This window comes from Streptomyces sp. JNUCC 63, assembly GCF_054366325.1.
The window spans coordinates 5885347-5902298 of record NZ_CM135963.1 but is presented as its reverse complement, the minus strand read 5'-3'; the positions used below and the strand labels follow the sequence as shown (position 1 = coordinate 5902298).

Here is a 16952-nt window from a genome sequence, read left to right as displayed (position 1 = left end):
CCCCGGCATGCGACGGCGCCTGCCCCCTGGTCCGGTCGGGGACTCGGGCAGGCGCCGTCTCGGGGGGTCTGGGGGAATCCCCCAGATATCCCGCCCGTACGCCGTTGTACGGGACGTGTTCGGGGTGACCTCAGGTCACAAGTGCGGCGCTCAGACCATCAGGGCGCGGTCCGTCGGGCGGATCGGGGCCGGCAGGTCGCTGGCGCCCGCGAGGTGACGGTCGACCCCGCGGGCGGCCGAGCGGCCCTCGGCGATCGCCCACACGATGAGCGACTGGCCGCGGCCGGCGTCACCGGCGACGAACACGCCGGGCACGTTGGTCCGGAAGTCGGCGTCGCGGGCGATGTTACCGCGCTCGTCGAGCTCCAGGCCGAACTGCTCGACCAGGCCGTTGACCCGGTCGGTGCCGGTGAAGCCCATGGCCAGGGTGACCAGCTGGGCGGGGATCCTGCGCTCGGTGCCCGGCTTCCGGGTCAGCCTGCCGTCCACGAACTCGACCTCGGCCAGGTGCAGCCACTGCACGTTGCCGTCCTCGTCGCCCTCGAAGTGGGTGGTGGAGACGGAGTAGACCCGCTCGCCGCCCTCCTCGTGCGCCGAGGTGACCTTGTACAGCATCGGGAAGGTCGGCCACGGCTGGGTCACCGGGTTCCGCTCCTCGCCCGGCCGCGGCATGATCTCCAGCTGGGTGACGGAGGCCGCGCCCTGGCGGTGGGCGGTGCCCACGCAGTCCGCGCCGGTGTCACCGCCGCCGATGACGACGACGTGCTTGCCCTCGGCCGAGATCGGCGAGGTCACGTAGTCGCCCTCCTGCACCTTGTTGGCGAGCGGCAGGTACTCCATCGCCTGGTGGACGCCCTTCAGCTCCCGCCCGGGGACGGGGAGGTCACGGGCGGTCGTGGCGCCGGCGGCGACGACGATCGCGTCGTACCGCTTCCTCAGGTCCGTCGCCGTGATGTCGCGGCCGATCTCGACGCCGGTGCGGAAGCGGGTGCCCTCCGCGCGCATCTGCTCGATACGGCGGTTGATGTGCCGCTTCTCCATCTTGAACTCGGGGATGCCGTACCGCAGGAGGCCTCCGACGCGGTCCGCGCGCTCGTAGACGGCGACGGTGTGACCGGCCCGGGTCAGCTGCTGGGCGGCGGCCAGGCCCGCCGGGCCCGAGCCGATGACGGCGACGGTCTTGCCGGACAGCCGCTCGGGGATCCGCGGGGCGACGTCACCGGTCTCCCACGCCTTGTCGATGATCGAGACCTCGACGTTCTTGATGGTGACCGGCGGCTGGTTGATGCCGAGCACGCAGGCCGACTCGCACGGGGCCGGGCACAGCCGGCCGGTGAACTCCGGGAAGTTGTTCGTGGCGTGCAGGCGCTCGGAGGCGGCGGCCCAGTCCTCGCGGTAGGCGTAGTCGTTCCACTCCGGGATCAGGTTCCCGAGCGGACAGCCGTTGTGGCAGAACGGGATGCCGCAGTCCATGCACCGGCCGGCCTGCTTGCTGATGATCGGCAGCAGGGAGCCGGGGACGTAGACCTCGTTCCAGTCCTTCCTGCGCTCCTCGACCGGGCGGGAGGTGGCGACCTCGCGGCCGTGGTTCAGGAAGCCCTTCGGGTCAGCCATTGATCGCCGCCTCCATCATCTTCTCGGTGATCTCGGTCTCGGACAGACCGGCTCGCTCGGCGGCGTCCTTGGCGGCGAGCACTGCCTTGTACGTACTGGGGATGATCTTGCTGAAGCGCTCCACGGCCGTGTCCCACTCGGCGAGCAGCTTCCCGGCGACGGTGGAGCCCGTCTCCTCCTGGTGGCGGCGCACCACCTCGTGCAGCCACTGCCTGTCGGTGTCGTCCAGCGCCTCGAGCGAGTCCAGGTTGCCGGCGTTGACGTTGTCGCGGTCCAGGTCGACGACGTAGGCGATGCCGCCGGACATGCCGGCCGCGAAGTTGCGGCCCGTCTCGCCGAGGACCACCGCGCGGCCGCCGGTCATGTACTCGCAGCCGTGGTCGCCCACGCCCTCGGAGACGACCAGCGCTCCGGAGTTGCGGACACAGAAACGTTCACCTGTCCTGCCGCGCAGGAACATCTCGCCGCCGGTCGCGCCGTAGGCGAGGGTGTTGCCCGCGATGACGCTGTACTCGGCGAGGTGGTCGGCCGTGCGGTCCGGGCGTACGACGATCCGGCCGCCGGACAGACCCTTGCCGACGTAGTCGTTGGCGTCGCCCTCCAGGCGCAGCGTGATGCCGCGCGGAACGAAGGCGCCGAAGGACTGGCCGGCGGAGCCGGTGAAGGTGATGTCGATGGTGTCGTCGGGCAGGCCCGCACCGCCGAACCTCTTCGTCACCTCGTGGCCGAGCATGGTGCCGACCGTGCGGTTGATGTTGCGGATGGCGACCTGGGCGCGCACCGGCTGGGCACCGTCGGCGCCGGGCGCGGCCAGGGCGTCGGCGGCGAGCCTGATCAGCTCGTTGTCGAGCGCCTTCTCCAGGCCGTGGTCCTGGGCGGTCACCTGGTGGCGCACCGCGCCCTCGGGCAGTTCGGGCACGTGGAACAGCGGCTCCAGGTCCAGGCCCTGCGCCTTCCAGTGGTCGACGGCGCGGGTCACGTCGAGCACCTCGGCGTGGCCGACGGCCTCCTCCACGGAGCGGAAGCCCAGTTCGGCCAGGAGCTCGCGGACCTCCTCGGCGATGAACTGGAAGAAGTTCACCACGTGCTCGGCCTTGCCGGAGAACCGCTCGCGCAGCACCGGGTTCTGGGTGGCGATGCCGACCGGGCAGGTGTCCAGGTGGCACACGCGCATCATGATGCAGCCGGAGACGACCAGCGGCGCGGTCGCGAAACCGAACTCCTCGGCGCCCAGCAGCGCGGCGATCACCACGTCACGGCCGGTCTTGAGCTGACCGTCGGTCTGGACGACGATGCGGTCGCGCAGGCCGTTGAGCAGCAGGGTCTGCTGGGTCTCGGCGAGGCCCAGCTCCCAGGGGCCGCCCGCGTGCTTCAGGGACGTGAGGGGAGAGGCACCCGTGCCGCCGTCGTGGCCGGAGATCAGTACGACGTCCGCGTGGGCCTTGGACACGCCGGCCGCGACCGTGCCGACGCCGACCTCGGAGACCAGCTTCACGTGGATGCGGGCCTGCGGGTTGGCGTTCTTCAGGTCGTGGATCAGCTGGGCCAGGTCCTCGATGGAGTAGATGTCGTGGTGCGGCGGCGGGGAGATCAGGCCGACACCGGGGGTGGAGTACCGGGTCCTGGCCACCCACGGGTACACCTTGTGGCCGGGCAGCTGGCCGCCCTCGCCGGGCTTGGCGCCCTGAGCCATCTTGATCTGGATGTCGTCGGCGTTCACCAGGTACTCGCTGGTCACGCCGAAGCGGCCGGAGGCCACCTGCTTGATCGCCGAGCGGCGCGCCGGGTCGTACAGGCGCTCCGGGTCCTCGCCGCCCTCACCGGTGTTGGACTTGCCGCCCAGCTGGTTCATGGCGATGGCGAGGGTCTCGTGCGCCTCCTGGGAGATGGAGCCGTAGGACATGGCGCCGGTGGAGAAGCGCTTGACGATCGCGGAGACCGGCTCGACCTCGTCGACGGGGATCGGCGCGCGGCCGGACCTGAAGCCGAACAGGCCGCGCAACGTCATCAGTCGCTCGGACTGCTCGTTCACCCGCGAGGTGTACTTCTTGAAGATGTCGTAGCGGCCGGTGTGCGTGGAGTGCTGCAGCCGGAAGACCGTCTCCGGGTCGAACAGGTGCGGCTCGCCCTCGCGGCGCCACTGGTACTCGCCGCCGATCTCCAGCGCGCGGTGCGCCGGGGCGATGCCGGAGGCCGGGTAGGCCTTGGCGTGGCGGGCGGCGACCTCCCGGGCGATGACGTCGATGCCGACGCCGCCGATCTTGGTGGCGGTGCCGTCGAAGTACTCGTCGACGAAGGTCTCGTCCAGGCCGACGGCCTCGAAGACCTGGGCGCCGCGGTAGGAGGCGACGGTCGAGATGCCCATCTTGGACATGACCTTCAGCACGCCCTTGCCGAGGGCGTGAATGAGGTTGCGGATGGCCTTCTCGGGCTCGACGCCCGGCAGGAAGGTGCCGGCGCGGACCAGGTCCTCGACGGACTCCATCGCCAGGTACGGGTTGACGGCGGCGGCGCCGTAGCCGATGAGCAGGGCGACGTGGTGGACCTCGCGGACGTCGCCGGCCTCGACCAGCAGGCCCACGTGGGTGCGCTGCTTGGTGCGGATGAGGTGGTGGTGGACGGCCGCCGTGAGCAGCAGCGACGGGATCGGCGCGTGCTCGGCGTCGGAGTGCCGGTCGGACAGGACGATCAGGCGGGCGCCGTTGCCGATGGCGGCGTCGGCCTCGGCGCAGATCTCCTCGATGCGGGCGGCGAGGGCGTCACCACCGCCGGAGACCCGATACAGGCCGGAGAGGGTCGCGGCCTTGAAGCCGGGCATGTCGCCGTCGGCGTTGACGTGGATGAGCTTGGCCAGCTCGTCGTTGTCGATCACCGGGAAGGGCAGGACGACGGACCGGCAGGAGGCCGCGGTCGGCTCCAGCAGGTTGCCCTGAGGGCCCAGCGAGCTGCGCAGAGAGGTGACCAGCTCCTCGCGGATCGCGTCCAGCGGCGGGTTGGTGACCTGGGCGAACAGCTGGGTGAAGTAGTCGAAGAGCAGCCGCGGGCGCTCGGAGAGGGCGGCGATCGGCGAGTCGGTGCCCATGGAGCCGATCGGCTCGGCGCCGGCCTTGGCCATCGGCGCGAGGATGACGCGCAGCTCCTCCTCGGTGTAGCCGAAGGTCTGCTGGCGGCGGGTGACCGAGGCGTGGGTGTGGACGATGTGCTCGCGCTCGGGCAGGTCACCCAGCTCGATCTCACCGGCCTGCAGCCAGTCGGCGTAGGGCTGCTCGGCGGCGAGGGCCGCCTTGATCTCGTCGTCCTCGATGATGCGGTGCTCGGCGGTGTCGACGAGGAACATGCGGCCGGGCTGCAGGCGGCCCTTGCGGACGACCTTGGCCGGGTCGATGTCGAGGACGCCGACCTCGGAGCCGAGGACGACGAGGCCGTCGTCGGTGACCCAGTAGCGGCCGGGGCGCAGGCCGTTGCGGTCCAGTACGGCGCCGACCTGGGTGCCGTCGGTGAAGGCGACGCAGGCGGGGCCGTCCCAGGGCTCCATCATCGTGGAGTGGTACTGGTAGAAGGCGCGCCGGGCCGGGTCCATCGAGTCGTGGTTCTCCCACGCCTCCGGGATCATCATCAGGACCGAGTGCGGCAGCGAGCGGCCGCCGAGGTGCAGCAGCTCCAGGACCTCGTCGAAGGAGGCGGAGTCGGAGGCGTCCGGCGTGCAGACCGGGAAGATCCGCTCCAGCTTCTCCTGGTCTCCGAAGAGATCCGAGACCAGCTGGGACTCGCGGGCGCGCATCCAGTTGCGGTTGCCCTTGACGGTGTTGATCTCGCCGTTGTGCGCGACGAACCGGTAGGGGTGCGCGAGCGGCCAGCTCGGGAAGGTGTTCGTGGAGAAGCGGGAGTGGACGAGCGCGATCGCGGAGGCGAAACGGCGGTCGGACAGGTCCGGGAAGAACGGCTCCAGCTGACCGGTGGTGAGCATGCCCTTGTAGACGAGGGTGCGGGCGGACAGCGACGGGAAGTAGACACCCACCTCACGCTCGGCGCGCTTGCGCAGCACGAACGCCTTGCGGTCCAGGGCGATGCCCTCGCTCACACCGTCGGTGACGAACAGCTGGCGGAAGACGGGCATGGTGGAGCGGGCGGTGGCACCCAGCAGCTCGGGGGCGACCGGCACCTCGCGCCAGCCGAGGACGGTCAGGCCCTCGTCGGCGGCGATCGTCTCGATCCGCGAGACGGTGTCCGCGGTGCCGTCCTCGGGCAGGAAGGCGATGCCGACGGCGTAGGCGCCGGCCGCGGGCAGGTCGAATCCGGCCACCTCGCGCAGGAAGGCGTCCGGGACCTGGGACAGCAGGCCCGCGCCGTCGCCGGAGTCGGGCTCGGAGCCGGTCGCGCCGCGGTGTTCGAGGTTGCGCAGGACGGTGAGCGCCTGCTCGACCAGCGCATGGCTCGCCTCGCCGGTGAGGGTGGCCACGAAGCCGACGCCGCAGGCGTCGTGCTCGTCGCGGGGGTCGTACATTCCCTGCGCGGCAGGGCGAGCATCCATGAAGGACCGGTTCAGGCGGTCGTTCGCGGAATGCTGGGACGGCTGGCGCGGCATACGCATCGGCTCTCCCGTCGTCGTCATGTGGCTGGGGGCACCTCCCAGGCCCTTGAGGCTCTGGGAGAGCTGGTGCCGAGGGACGACGTTGGCCCTCTGCGTGAAGTCCGGAAATGTCGTGCAGATTACATGATGGAACGGCTCTCGGGAAGCGGATATTCCGTTCCAGCATGCGGGCACCGCAGGCGACGACGGGTACCGCGCCCGGCGGTGAAGGCTGTGGAGGCCGACGGCGGACGAGATCGGTCGGATCGGTGTCCGTCGGCCCGGGGGACGGGGAGGGCGGTGTCACCCGGCCCCGTGGGTGCGCGGCAGCGGCGTCATTGCCCGCGGCACTTACGGCTCATGCCCAGCGGTCATGCGGTCGAAACCAGCGAGTAACAGTGTCGAGCAGTGATGCCGGACAAGGGTGTCGAGCAATGGTGTACTCATACGGCCGAGCGCATAAGTCCCAGCACATCATCCAATGGCGGTTCCGAACAGCGCACCCAGGGCGTAGGTCACACCTGCGGCTGCACCACCCAGGGCAAGCTGCCGCAAACCGCTGTACCACCAGCTGCGCGCGGTGACCTTGGCCACCACCGCGCCACAGGCGAACAGCCCGAGGAGGGCGAGGAGCACGGCCGGCCACAGGGCGCCGGCACCCAGCAGGTAGGGCAGTACGGGCAGCAGCGCGCCGAGCGCGAACGAGCCGAAGGACGACACCGCGGCGACCATCGGGGAGGGCAGGTCGCCCGGGTCGACGCCCAGCTCCTCGCGGGCGTGTATCTCCAGGGCCTGCTCGGGGTCCTTCGACAGCTGCCGGGCCACCTCGTGGGCGAGGCCCGGCTCGACGCCCCGCGACACGTACAGGGCGGCGAGCTCCCGCTCCTCGTCCTCCGGGTGCTTGCGCAGCTCGCGGCGCTCGACGTCCAGCTCGGCCTCGACGAGCTCGCGCTGCGAGGCGACGGAGGTGTACTCGCCGGCCGCCATGGAGAAGGCGCCGGCGGCCAGGCCCGCGAGGCCGGTGAGGACGATGGTCTGCTGGCCCACCGAGCCGCCCGCGACACCGGTCATCAGGGCGAGGTTGGAGACCAGGCCGTCCATCGCGCCGAAGACCGCCGGGCGCAGCCAGCCGCCGTTCACGTCGCGGTGCGTGTGGTTGTCGCGGTGCGCCTCGTGGAGCGTCGCTTCGGTGTCGATGATGGCCATGAGGGTCCCCCTGGAAGGCGTTGCGAACCTGGGCAAGAACTTAGGTAAGGCTGACTTTTGGACGAGTTCTATTTTTCGACAACACCGAATCTACGTCGGAAAATCCCCCGCCGCCAGCAAGGGAAGGCTGGGCTAACCTGGGGTTTTACGCCGCATCGCTCATCCGTGCTATGTAGTGCACAGATGTCGTACGGGTGATGCTGGGGCTCGCGAGGCTGCACGGAGCGCTGTACCGGGGACAGATCCGCAGAGGGCTCCCGCCCGGCGGGGCGCCCCGAGAGGAGAGCCCGTCATGGGATCGACCACCCGCGTCCCTCAGGCCCCCGCCCCGGCCCCGGTCACGGCCCCGGTCACGGCCTCGCTTCGCGAACGGGCGCGCGGCGCGCTGCTCGGCCTCGCCGTCGGAGACGCCCTCGGGGCGCCCGCGGAGAACCTGAAGCCGTCCGAGATCCGCGCCCGCTGGGGCCGTATCACCGGCTACGTCACCGAGCACCCGGCCGGCACCGACGACACCGAGTACGCCATCTTCTCCGGCCTTCTGCTGGCCCGGTACGGCTCCGCGCTCACACCCGCCCATGTGGAGGCGGCGTGGCACGAGCACATCGCCGACCGCGCGGAGTGCCCCTTCCACGGCGCCGGCTTCAGCGAACGCGGCACCCTGGAGAACCTGCGCCGGGGCCTGGCCGCGCCCGTCTCCGCCCAGCACCGGCACGCCTGGAGCGACGGCCTGGCCATGCGGGCGGCGCCGTTCGGGGTGTTCGCCGCCGGGCGTCCCGCCGAGGCGGCCCGGCTGGTGGCGATCGACGGCTCGGTCAGCCACGAGGGCGAGGGCATCCACGGCGGCCGGGCGGTGGCCGCCGGGGTCGCGGCGGCGATGGCGGGCGCGCCGCCGGTCGCGGTCGTGGCGGCCGCGCTCGCCGTCGTCCCGGACGACTCCTGGACCGCCCGCTCGCTGCGCCAGGCCACGGCCGCCGCCCACCGCGGCGAACGCGCGGTCCGCTCCGCGGTGGTCGTCGCCGGCTACCCCTGGTCCGACCTGGCCCCCGAGGCGGTCGCCCTCGCCTTCGGCGCGTACGCGGCAGCCGACGGCGACTTCCGCGACGCCGTCCTCACCGCCGTGAACATGGGCCGCGACGCCGACACCACGGCAGCGGTCGCCGGCGCCCTGGCAGGCGCGACCCAGGGTGCCTCGGCCATCCCCGAGCCCTGGGCAACGGCCATCGCCCCGGCCCGAGGCAGCTGCCTGCCGTCGATGACGGGGCGGCACGTACTGGAGGTGGCGGACCTCCTGGTGGCGCGCTGTACACCCGAGAGCGACCCGACGCCCGGGCGACGGGAGGGTGCCGCACGGGCCGGAAATCCGGTGCGAGCCGGGGATCGGGTGCGGGCGGAAGACCCGGCACGGGCCGGGAATCAGACACGGACCGGGAATCGGGCACGGACCGGGAATCGGGCACGGACCGGGAATCGGGCACGGACCGGGAATCGGGCGCGGGCAGGCGACCCGGCGCGGACCGGGGATCGGGTGCGGTCAGAGGATGTTGTGCGGCTGGACGCTCTCGTACGGTCCGAGGTCCCCCTAGGGGCCGACACCTCCCCGCGGGCCGGCGTCCCGGTACGTTCCAGCACCACCGCATGGTGTGGCGCCGCCACGCCGCCGGGCGGCCTCGGCGGGCGTGGCGCGCGTCCCGCCCCCGCCGCCGCCCGTCCCCTCCCCGTCTCCCGTGTTCTCACCGTGGGCAAAGGCGAGGTCTCGTCGTGACGCGCCGGATCGAGGGACTGTTGCTCGGGCTGGCCGCGGGGGACGCCGCCGGGTGGCCCGCGGGACGGCATCGGGCTGCTCGGATGCCGGAGTGGACCAGGCGGCTCACCCGTGAGCTGGATGTCTTCGCCGAGCAGAACGCCACGACCACGCTTCCCGTCCCCATCGCGCTCAACCAGCCCCCGGAGCCATTGCGGCTCGGCCCCTCCGACGACGCCGAGTGGGCGGTGTTCTCGGCGGAGGCGCTGCTGCGGGCCGGGGACGACGACGTGCTCGGCGACCTCAGCCGGGAGCGGCGCACCAGGGCCGCGATCGACCTGACCTGGAACACCCTGGCCGGCGAGGTCGCGGCGGCGGCCGAACGCGCACCCGAGATCGAGTCGGCGGTACTGCCGCTGCGCGCCCGTATCTCCGTCCGGGCCGGCCTCGGCAACCTGGCGACCGGACTGCGCCCGCCCGCCACCGGCCACGACAACCCGCACTACTTCGACGACGCCGCCTGCGTACGGGCCTGTGTGCTGGCCGCCGCCCACCCGGGCGACCCCCGGCGCGCCGCCGCGCTGGCCGAGTTCGACGCCCGCTACACCCAGGACGGCGACGGCGTCCACGGCGCCCGCGCGATGGCGGCGGCGCTCGCCCTGGCGCTGGCCGGCGCGGAGGTCGAGCACTGCGTCACGGCCGCGCTGGCCGAGCTGCCCGAGGAGACGGAGATCGGCCGCAACGCCCGGCACGCCCTGCGCCTCGCCCGGGACACCGAGGGCGCGTTCGCGCTCGTACCGCTGCTGGAGCACCAGATCGTCGACCACGTCTACAGCTACGGCGTCGCCGCCGCCGAGACGGTTCCGGTCGCCCTCGCCCTGGCCGCGGCGGCGGACGGCCGGATCGCCCACGCGCTGCCGGCCGCCGCCTGCCTGTCCCGGGTGGCCGACTCGGCCCCGGCCCTGGCGGGCGCGCTCACCGGTGCGCTGGGCGGCGCCGAGGCCGTCCCGGAGTCCTGGCGGGAGGCCTGCCGCACCCTGTCCGGCTGCGTCCTGCCCCACCTCACCGGCACCGACCTGGTGGAACTCGCCGAACTCCTCGAAGCCGAACAACCGGCGCCTCCAGGGGGATGATTCGGGGCATGACACCCAAAGGAGACACATTCGAAGGAGAACAGGGCCGAGGCGCGGTCCGGGGTACGAGCCTGGAGGAACGGATCACCGGCGCGCTCGTCGGAGCGGCCGTCGGCGACGCCCTCGGCGGCCCCGTCGAGGGCCACTCCCCCGACCGGATCCTCGAGCGCCACGGCGGCCGCGTGCACGGCGTCGTCGGCCCCTGGCACGGCGAGAACTGGCGCACTGCCCGCCCGATCGCCCCGTACCACAAGGGAGACGGCCACGTCACCGACGACACGTTGATGACGCACGCCCTGGTACGGGTGTACGCGCGTGTCCGCGACCACCTCGACGCCTACGCGATCGCCGACCACCTGGTCCCCGACCTGATGACGAATCCGCGCTGGATCCCGGAGCTCGAGGCGGAGGCGCTGCCGCTGCACCGGATCTTCCTGGCGGAGAAGTGGCTGGTGGCACGGCTGCACTACGGCCACGTCGATCCGCGCGAGGCCGGCACCGGCAACATCGTCAACTGCGGTGCCGCGATGTACACGGCCCCGGTCGGCCTGGTCAACGCGGCCAACCCGACGGCCGCGTACGCCGAGGCCCTCGACATCGCCGGCGCCCACCAGTCCTCGTACGGCAGGGAGGCCGCGGGCGTCCTCGCGGCCGGGGTCGCGGCGGCGTGCGCACCGGGCGCGACGCCGGACTCGGTGGTGACGGCGTGCCTGTCGCTGGCGAAGGACGGCACCCGGGCCGCGATCGAGAAGGTCTGCGAAGCGGCCCGCCGCCACACCGACTTCGAGTCGGCGCTGGGCCCCCTGCGGGAGGCGGTCGCGCCGTACGACACGGTGGGCCCGGACTACCGCAACCCTTCCCTGGGCGCCCGCCGCCCGTCCCGTCTGCACGCGATCGAGGAACTGCCCGTCGCACTGGGCATGCTGACGGTGGCACGCGGCGACTTCCGGCAGGCCGTCCTCGGCGCGGTGAACTACGGCCGCGACTGCGACTCCATCGCGACGATGGCCGGGGCGCTGGCGGGAGCGCTGGGCTCGCCGGTCCCGGAGAACTGGGCGAAGACGGTGGCGGAGGCCAGCCGCCTGGACCTGTGGGAACCGGGACGCACGCTGGCCGGAGTGACCCGGGAGATCTTCGAACGGGACGTACGGCGGCGTCGCGCCCACGAGCGGGCGTTCACCGAGTTGGGAGGGCCGGGATGCTCCGACTGACCTGGGTCCAGCCGGAGGACCTGCTGGGCCACGAACTGTGCCAGGCGGCACAGGACGGCCGCGAACCCTCGGCCGTCGCCACCCGCTGGCGAGCCGCGGGCGGCCCCGAGGCCCCACCCCGCGCGGGCGCTTCCCCCCAACCCGCCTCCCGCTACCTGCGCCTCCTGGCAGAAGACCTCCTGGACGAACTGTCCGAGCTGCCAAGCCGCTTGACGGACACGGAGCCAACAGACCTCCCCAAGATCAAAGCCCTGTGCCCGAACTGGCCGGTCGCGCAGCCTGCGGGCAGTCGTGCCGCTGGGGCGATGGGGGTCCCCCCTGTTCGAGCGGAGTCGAGAACTTCGGGGAGGGTGGGCTGGGGGTCCCCCCTGCTCGAAGAGGTTGGGGGAGGCACCCCGCAAGCGCGGGCGAGTGTCCCCACCCCCACAGCACGCACCACCCAGGCCCGCCTGGAAGCCGCCTGGCTGGGCCGCGCCGCAGGGTGCCTGCTGGGGAAACCCGTGGAAAAGCTCCCCCTCACCGGCATCCGCCAACTCGCCCAGTGCACCGGCAACTGGCCCCTGAACACCTGGTTCACGGCAAAAGCCGTCCCCGACGACCTCCTCGCCGCGTACCCCTGGAACCGCCGCTCCGCGGCCACCTCCCTCGCCGAGAACATCGACGGCATGCCCGAGGACGACGACCTCGACTACCCCGTCCTCGGCCTCCTCCTCCTGCAACGCCACGGCAGGGACTTCACCACCACCGACGTGGCCCGCCTCTGGCTCGACGAACTCCCCGCCGGCCGCGCCTTCACCGCCGAACGCGTCGCCTACCGCAACCTCCTCCTCGGCATCGACCCCCCGCACACCGCCCGCCACCGCAACCCCTTCCGCGAGTGGATCGGCGCCCTGATCCGCGCCGACGTGCACGGCTGGACCAACCCCGGCGACCCGGCCGCCGCGGCCGAACAGGCGTACCGCGACGCCACCCTCACCCACACCGCGAACGGCGTCTACGCCGCGATGTTCGCCGCCGCCGTCATCGCCACCGCGGCGACCGGAACGCACGACGTCCACGCCTGCCTGGCCACCGGCCTGACCGTCGTACCGCCCGGCTCCCGGCTCGCCCGGGCCGTCCGCCACGCCATCCGGCTCGCGAGGACCCATGAGGACTTCGACGCCGTCGTGGACGCGCTCCACGCCACCCACTCCGCCACCCACCACTGGGTCCACGCCGTCCCCAACACCGCCCTGACCGCCGCCGCCCTCACCCACGCCGACGGCGACTTCACCGGCTCCATCTGCCGTGCCGTCTCGGGTGGTTGGGACACCGACTCCAACGGCGCCACGGCCGGCTCCATCGCCGCCCTGCTCGCCGGTTCCCCGGTCGCTCTCCCCGACCGCTGGACGGCCCCGCTGAAGAACCGACTGGCCACGTCCGTCGGCGACTTCAACGGCATCGGCTTCGACACCCTGGCCCAGCTCACCCACCGGGAGGCGTCCCGCCCATGACGCCCCATACGCCGCACAGGCCCGAGGCGGAGCCCACCGCCCCGCTCACCGGTCTCCGCGTGCTCGATCTCGCCACCCTCTTCGCCGGGCCGATCGCCGCCACCATGCTCGGCGACTTCGGCGCCGAGGTGATCAAGGTCGAGCATCCGACGAAGCCCGACCCGTCGCGCGGCCACGGTCCGTCGAAGAACGGCGTCGGCCTGTGGTGGAAACTGCTCGGCCGGAACAAGCGCACGATCACGCTGGACCTGTCCAGGCCCGGTGGCCGCCGCACCCTGCTGCGGCTGGCCGCCGGCGCCGACGTGATCGTGGAGAACTTCCGGCCCGGCACCCTGGAGAGGTGGGAGCTGGGCTGGCCGGAGCTGTCGGCGGTCAATCCGCGTCTGGTCCTGGCCCGGGTCACCGGGTTCGGCCAGTTCGGCCCGTACGCGCCCCGCCCCGGCTTCGGCACCCTCGCCGAGGCGCTGAGCGGGTTCGCCGCGATCACCGGCGAGCCGGACGGGCCGCCGACGCTCCCGCCGTTCGGGCTCGCCGACGCGATCGCGGGACTGGCGACGGCGTACGCGGTGATGACCGCGCTCGCGGCACGGGAGCGCACCGGCGAGGGGCAGATCGTCGACATGGCGATCATCGAGCCGATCCTGACCGTCCTCGGCCCTCAGCCCCTGTGGTACGACCAGCTCGGCTACGTCCAGCCCCGCACCGGCAACCGCACCCGGAACAACGCCCCGCGCAACACCTACCGCACCTCGGACGGCACCTGGGTGGCCGTCTCGACGTCGGCCCAGTCGGTCGCGGAACGCGTGATGCGCCTGGTGGGCCGCCCGGAGCTGATCGAGGAGCCGTGGTTCGCGACCGGCGCGGGGCGGGCCGCGCACGCCGACGTGCTCGACGAGGCGGTCGGCGGCTGGATCGCCCGGCACACCCGCACCGAGGTCCTGTCCGCCTTCGAGAAGGCCCAGGCGGCGATCGCGCCGGTCCAGGACGTACGGGACGTGATGGCCGACCCGCAGTACCAGGCCCTGGGCACCTTCACCACGCTGTACGACCCGGAGCTGGGCCGGCTGCGCATGCAGAACGTCCTCTTCCGGCTCTCCGCCACCCCGGGCGCGGTCCGCTGGGCGGGCCGTCCGCACGGCGCGGACACGGACGCGGTGCTGACCGAGCTGGGCCTCACCCCGGAGGAACTGGCCGCGCTGCGCGCGGAGGGCGCCCTGTGACGGCCATCGTCCCGTTCCCGCTGACCTGGCTGTACGTCCCCGGCGACCGTCCACACGTCGTCACCAAGGCCCTCGCCTCCGGCGCGGACGTGGTCGTCGTCGACCTGGAGGACGCGGTCGCCCCGGACCGCAAGGAGTACGCCCGTGGCGCCACCGCCGAGCTGCTGAGCGAGCCGCCGCCGGTCCCGGTCCACGTGCGCGTCAACGCCGTCGACGGACCGCTGGCCGCCGCGGATCTGACGGCGGTGGCGCACCGGCCGGGTCTGGCCGGGCTGCGGCTGCCGAAGGTGACGTCCGCCGAGCAGGTCGTCCGCGTCGCGGCACGCGCGAAGGCCGCTCGGAGCCCGTCGCCGGCGGACGGGTCGGGGCCCCCGCTGTACGCCCTCCTGGAAACGGCCCTGGCCATCGAGCGCGCCTACGCCATCGCCTCCGCGCACCCCTGCCTGCGCGGCGTCTCGATCGGCGAGTCGGACCTGCGTGCGGACCTGGGCGTGCAGCGGGACTCCGGACTGGACTGGTCCCGCGCCCGTGTCGTGGTGGCCGCCCGCGCGGCCGGACTCGCCCCTCCGGCCCAGTCCGTGCACCCCGACATCCGTGACCTGGAGGGCCTGGCGGCCTCCTGCGCCCACGGCCGCGCCCTCGGCTTCCTCGGCCGCGCGGCCATCCACCCCCGCCAGTTGCCGATCATCGAACGCGCCTACCTGCCGACCGACCGCGAACTCGAGGAAGCGGAGACGATCGTCAAGGCGGCCACCACGGACCGCGGCGCCCAGGCCCTCCCGGACGGCCGCTTCATCGACGCGGCGGTGGTGGCGGCGGCCCGGCGCACCCTGGCGCTGGCCCGCCGGTGCTGAGCTGACATCAGGCACTGACACCAGGTGCCGAATCGAGTAGGAGGGCCGGGTCGCCCGGCCCTCCTCTCACACCACCGGACATGCGGGCCCGCATCCGGCGGTTCACCGAGCTGGTCTCATCCGGTACCAGGTCGCCTTGAGGGTCAGCAGGCCACGGTCTTCCCAGTAGGAGTTGGGCAGTGCCCGCTGGAGGACGGCCGAACCCGCGATCCGCCAGTAGCCCTTGCTGCTGTATCCCCACTTGCTGGAGAAGTGCTCGTTGATCCCGAGCTTCAGCAGGCTGGCCCGACGGGTCCTGGGCCGCTTCCATTCCTTCCAGCGGATCTGCCGCATCCTGCGGCGGAACCATTCATCCAGATCCCGGAACGGCCTGGAGGCGTCCGAGAGCCGGAAGTAGCCCATCCATCCGGTCATGAAGCGGTTGATCTCCGCGATACGTTCATCCATCGCGATGCTCCACCGCCGCGAGGTCAGCTCCCGGATACGGTCCTTCCAGCGCGCCAGCGCCTTCGGGTCGACACGGATTCTCACCCCGCCCCGGGTGAAGTAGAAGCCGAACCCCAGCAGCACCGCCGAGCGGGCGTGGACCACCTTCGACTTCTCCCGGTTGACCTTCAGTTTCAGCCGCTGCTCGACCACGGCCGTGACCGAGGCGAGCACCCTGTGGGCGGCCCGTTCGCTGCGCACGAAGACGCGCACGTCGTCGGCGTAACGCACGAACCGGTGACCGCGCCGAAACAACTCCCGGTCCAGATCATCGAGCATGATGTTCGACAAGACGGGCGACAGCGGGGACCCCTGCGGGGTCCCCTCCACGCTCGGCGACTTCACGCCGTCCACCATGATCCCGGCGTCCAGATACCGGCGAATCAGCTTCAACACCCTGCGGTCACCGACCTTGCGCGCCACCCGTGCCATCAGGACGTCATGCTGGACCCGGTCGAAGAACCGGTCCAGATCAAGGTCCACGACCCACCGGCAGCCGTCCTCAACCGCCCGCCGCGCGACCCGCACCGCCTGATGGGCGGACCGGCCGGGGCGGAACCCGAAGGACGACCCCGAAAACCGCGGGTCGAAGATGGGCACGAGCACCTGCGCGACGGCCTGCTGGATCAGGCGGTCCAGCACCGTCGGCACCCCCAGCATCCGCTCGCCGCCGCCAGGCTTCGGGATGACCACCTGACGGACCGGCGCCGGCCGGTAGGTGCCCGCATCGAGCTCGGCCCGCACAGCGGGCCAGTGGACCAGCAGCCACGGGCGAAGTTCCGCCGTGGCCATCCCATCCACCCCGGGGGCACCCCGGTTCGCTTCGACACGGTTGAGCGCCGCGAGCAGGTTCTCCCTCGAGAGCATCAGCTCCCACAGGGCCTGCCCCTGTTCGCGGTGAACGATCTCCTCAGCGCGCGCCGACCGGCCACTACGCTCTGACGCGGTGTTCAACGGAATGCACCGTCTCCTTCCGCACCAGGCCCGCAAAGCGGGGTGGCTGCGATGTCCGTGACCAGCACGAGCAGCACCGATTCCTTCGTTCCACTCGATGTTCGGCCCTTCCCAGCCCGCCGCCCTCGCGGCCCATCCCGGCTGGTACTACGGCCTCTGCTGACTTCTGCCCGGTCAGCCCGCGCCCTCACGGGCACCGGCCGTCGGCGCGGCGGCATCTTCAGCACAACCGACACCCGGACAGATCTCCCCAGGTAAGAACGATCAATGTCCCCGGATCCCCGCCGCGTCTACGCACTGGCCCCCTTGGCAGTGACGGGCATCGCCGAGCATGGCAGGCTCACCCAGACCAGCACGCCTTCTACGCGGTTCGTGTTCCTCGGTACCCGGGTCTCGCCTCGGGCTTCCTCCAGACCCCACCTCACGGTGACGCCCTTGCCTCCGGCTCGGGGTCAGCACCGCCTCTTCCC

At 72.3% G+C, this 16952-nt stretch carries 9 protein-coding genes and 1 pseudogene; 6 read left to right on the top strand and 4 right to left on the bottom strand.

Going from position 1 to position 16952, the window contains the following annotated elements; translation table 11 throughout:
* Nucleotides 1-150: 150 nt before the first annotated feature.
* The 3 genes from ACX25U_RS27090 to ACX25U_RS27080 all read right to left on the bottom strand — a co-directional run bounded on the left by ACX25U_RS27090 (nt 151) and on the right by ACX25U_RS27080 (nt 7390).
* Complete coding sequence (locus tag ACX25U_RS27090; protein ID WP_454383791.1) at nt 151-1614, bottom strand: glutamate synthase subunit beta; 1464 nt, start codon at nt 1612-1614, stop codon at nt 151-153.
* A complete protein-coding gene (gene gltB / locus ACX25U_RS27085) occupies nt 1607-6145 on the bottom strand; it encodes a glutamate synthase large subunit (RefSeq protein WP_454394533.1) in 4539 nt (1512 codons plus the stop codon). The genes ACX25U_RS27090 and gltB overlap by 8 nt, the downstream gene beginning before the upstream one ends.
* Nucleotides 6146-6658: 513 nt before the next feature.
* Complete coding sequence (locus tag ACX25U_RS27080) at nt 6659-7390, bottom strand: VIT1/CCC1 transporter family protein (protein ID WP_454383790.1); 732 nt, start codon at nt 7388-7390, stop codon at nt 6659-6661.
* Between the two features lie 292 nt (nt 7391-7682).
* Between ACX25U_RS27080 and ACX25U_RS27075 the strand changes: the two are divergent.
* The 6 genes and pseudogenes from ACX25U_RS27075 to ACX25U_RS27050 form a co-directional block, all read left to right on the top strand.
* Nucleotides 7683-8685, top strand: a pseudogene (locus tag ACX25U_RS27075) (ADP-ribosylglycohydrolase family protein); the annotation flags it as partial.
* A 463-nt stretch (nt 8686-9148) separates the two neighbouring features.
* The gene (locus ACX25U_RS27070; RefSeq protein ID WP_454383789.1) at nt 9149-10264 is read left to right on the top strand and encodes an ADP-ribosylglycohydrolase family protein; all 1116 of its coding nucleotides are present in this window, start codon (nt 9149-9151) and stop codon (nt 10262-10264) included.
* 8 nt (nt 10265-10272) lie between these two features.
* Nucleotides 10273-11475: an ADP-ribosylglycohydrolase family protein gene (locus tag ACX25U_RS27065; protein WP_454383788.1), complete on the top strand. Its 1203-nt coding sequence runs from the start codon at nt 10273-10275 to the stop codon at nt 11473-11475.
* Nucleotides 11463-12968, top strand: a complete 1506-nt coding sequence (locus ACX25U_RS27060; protein ID WP_454383787.1) for an ADP-ribosylglycohydrolase family protein — start codon at nt 11463-11465, stop codon at nt 12966-12968. Before ACX25U_RS27065 ends, ACX25U_RS27060 begins: the two co-directional genes overlap by 13 nt.
* On the top strand, nt 12965-14188 hold the full coding sequence (locus ACX25U_RS27055; RefSeq protein ID WP_454383786.1) for a CaiB/BaiF CoA transferase family protein: 1224 nt from the start codon (nt 12965-12967) through the stop codon (nt 14186-14188). Before ACX25U_RS27060 ends, ACX25U_RS27055 begins: the two co-directional genes overlap by 4 nt.
* Before the next feature lie 5 nt (nt 14189-14193).
* On the top strand, nt 14194-15042 hold the full coding sequence (locus ACX25U_RS27050; RefSeq protein ID WP_454394531.1) for an HpcH/HpaI aldolase/citrate lyase family protein: 849 nt from the start codon (nt 14194-14196) through the stop codon (nt 15040-15042).
* Nucleotides 15043-15144: 102 nt separating this feature from the next.
* Here the strand turns inward: ACX25U_RS27050 and ltrA are convergent, their stop codons facing one another.
* Nucleotides 15145-16482, bottom strand: coding sequence for a group II intron reverse transcriptase/maturase (gene ltrA, locus ACX25U_RS27045; RefSeq protein WP_454383785.1), 1338 nt, complete (start codon nt 16480-16482; stop codon nt 15145-15147).
* Between the last annotated feature and the right edge of the window lie 470 nt (nt 16483-16952).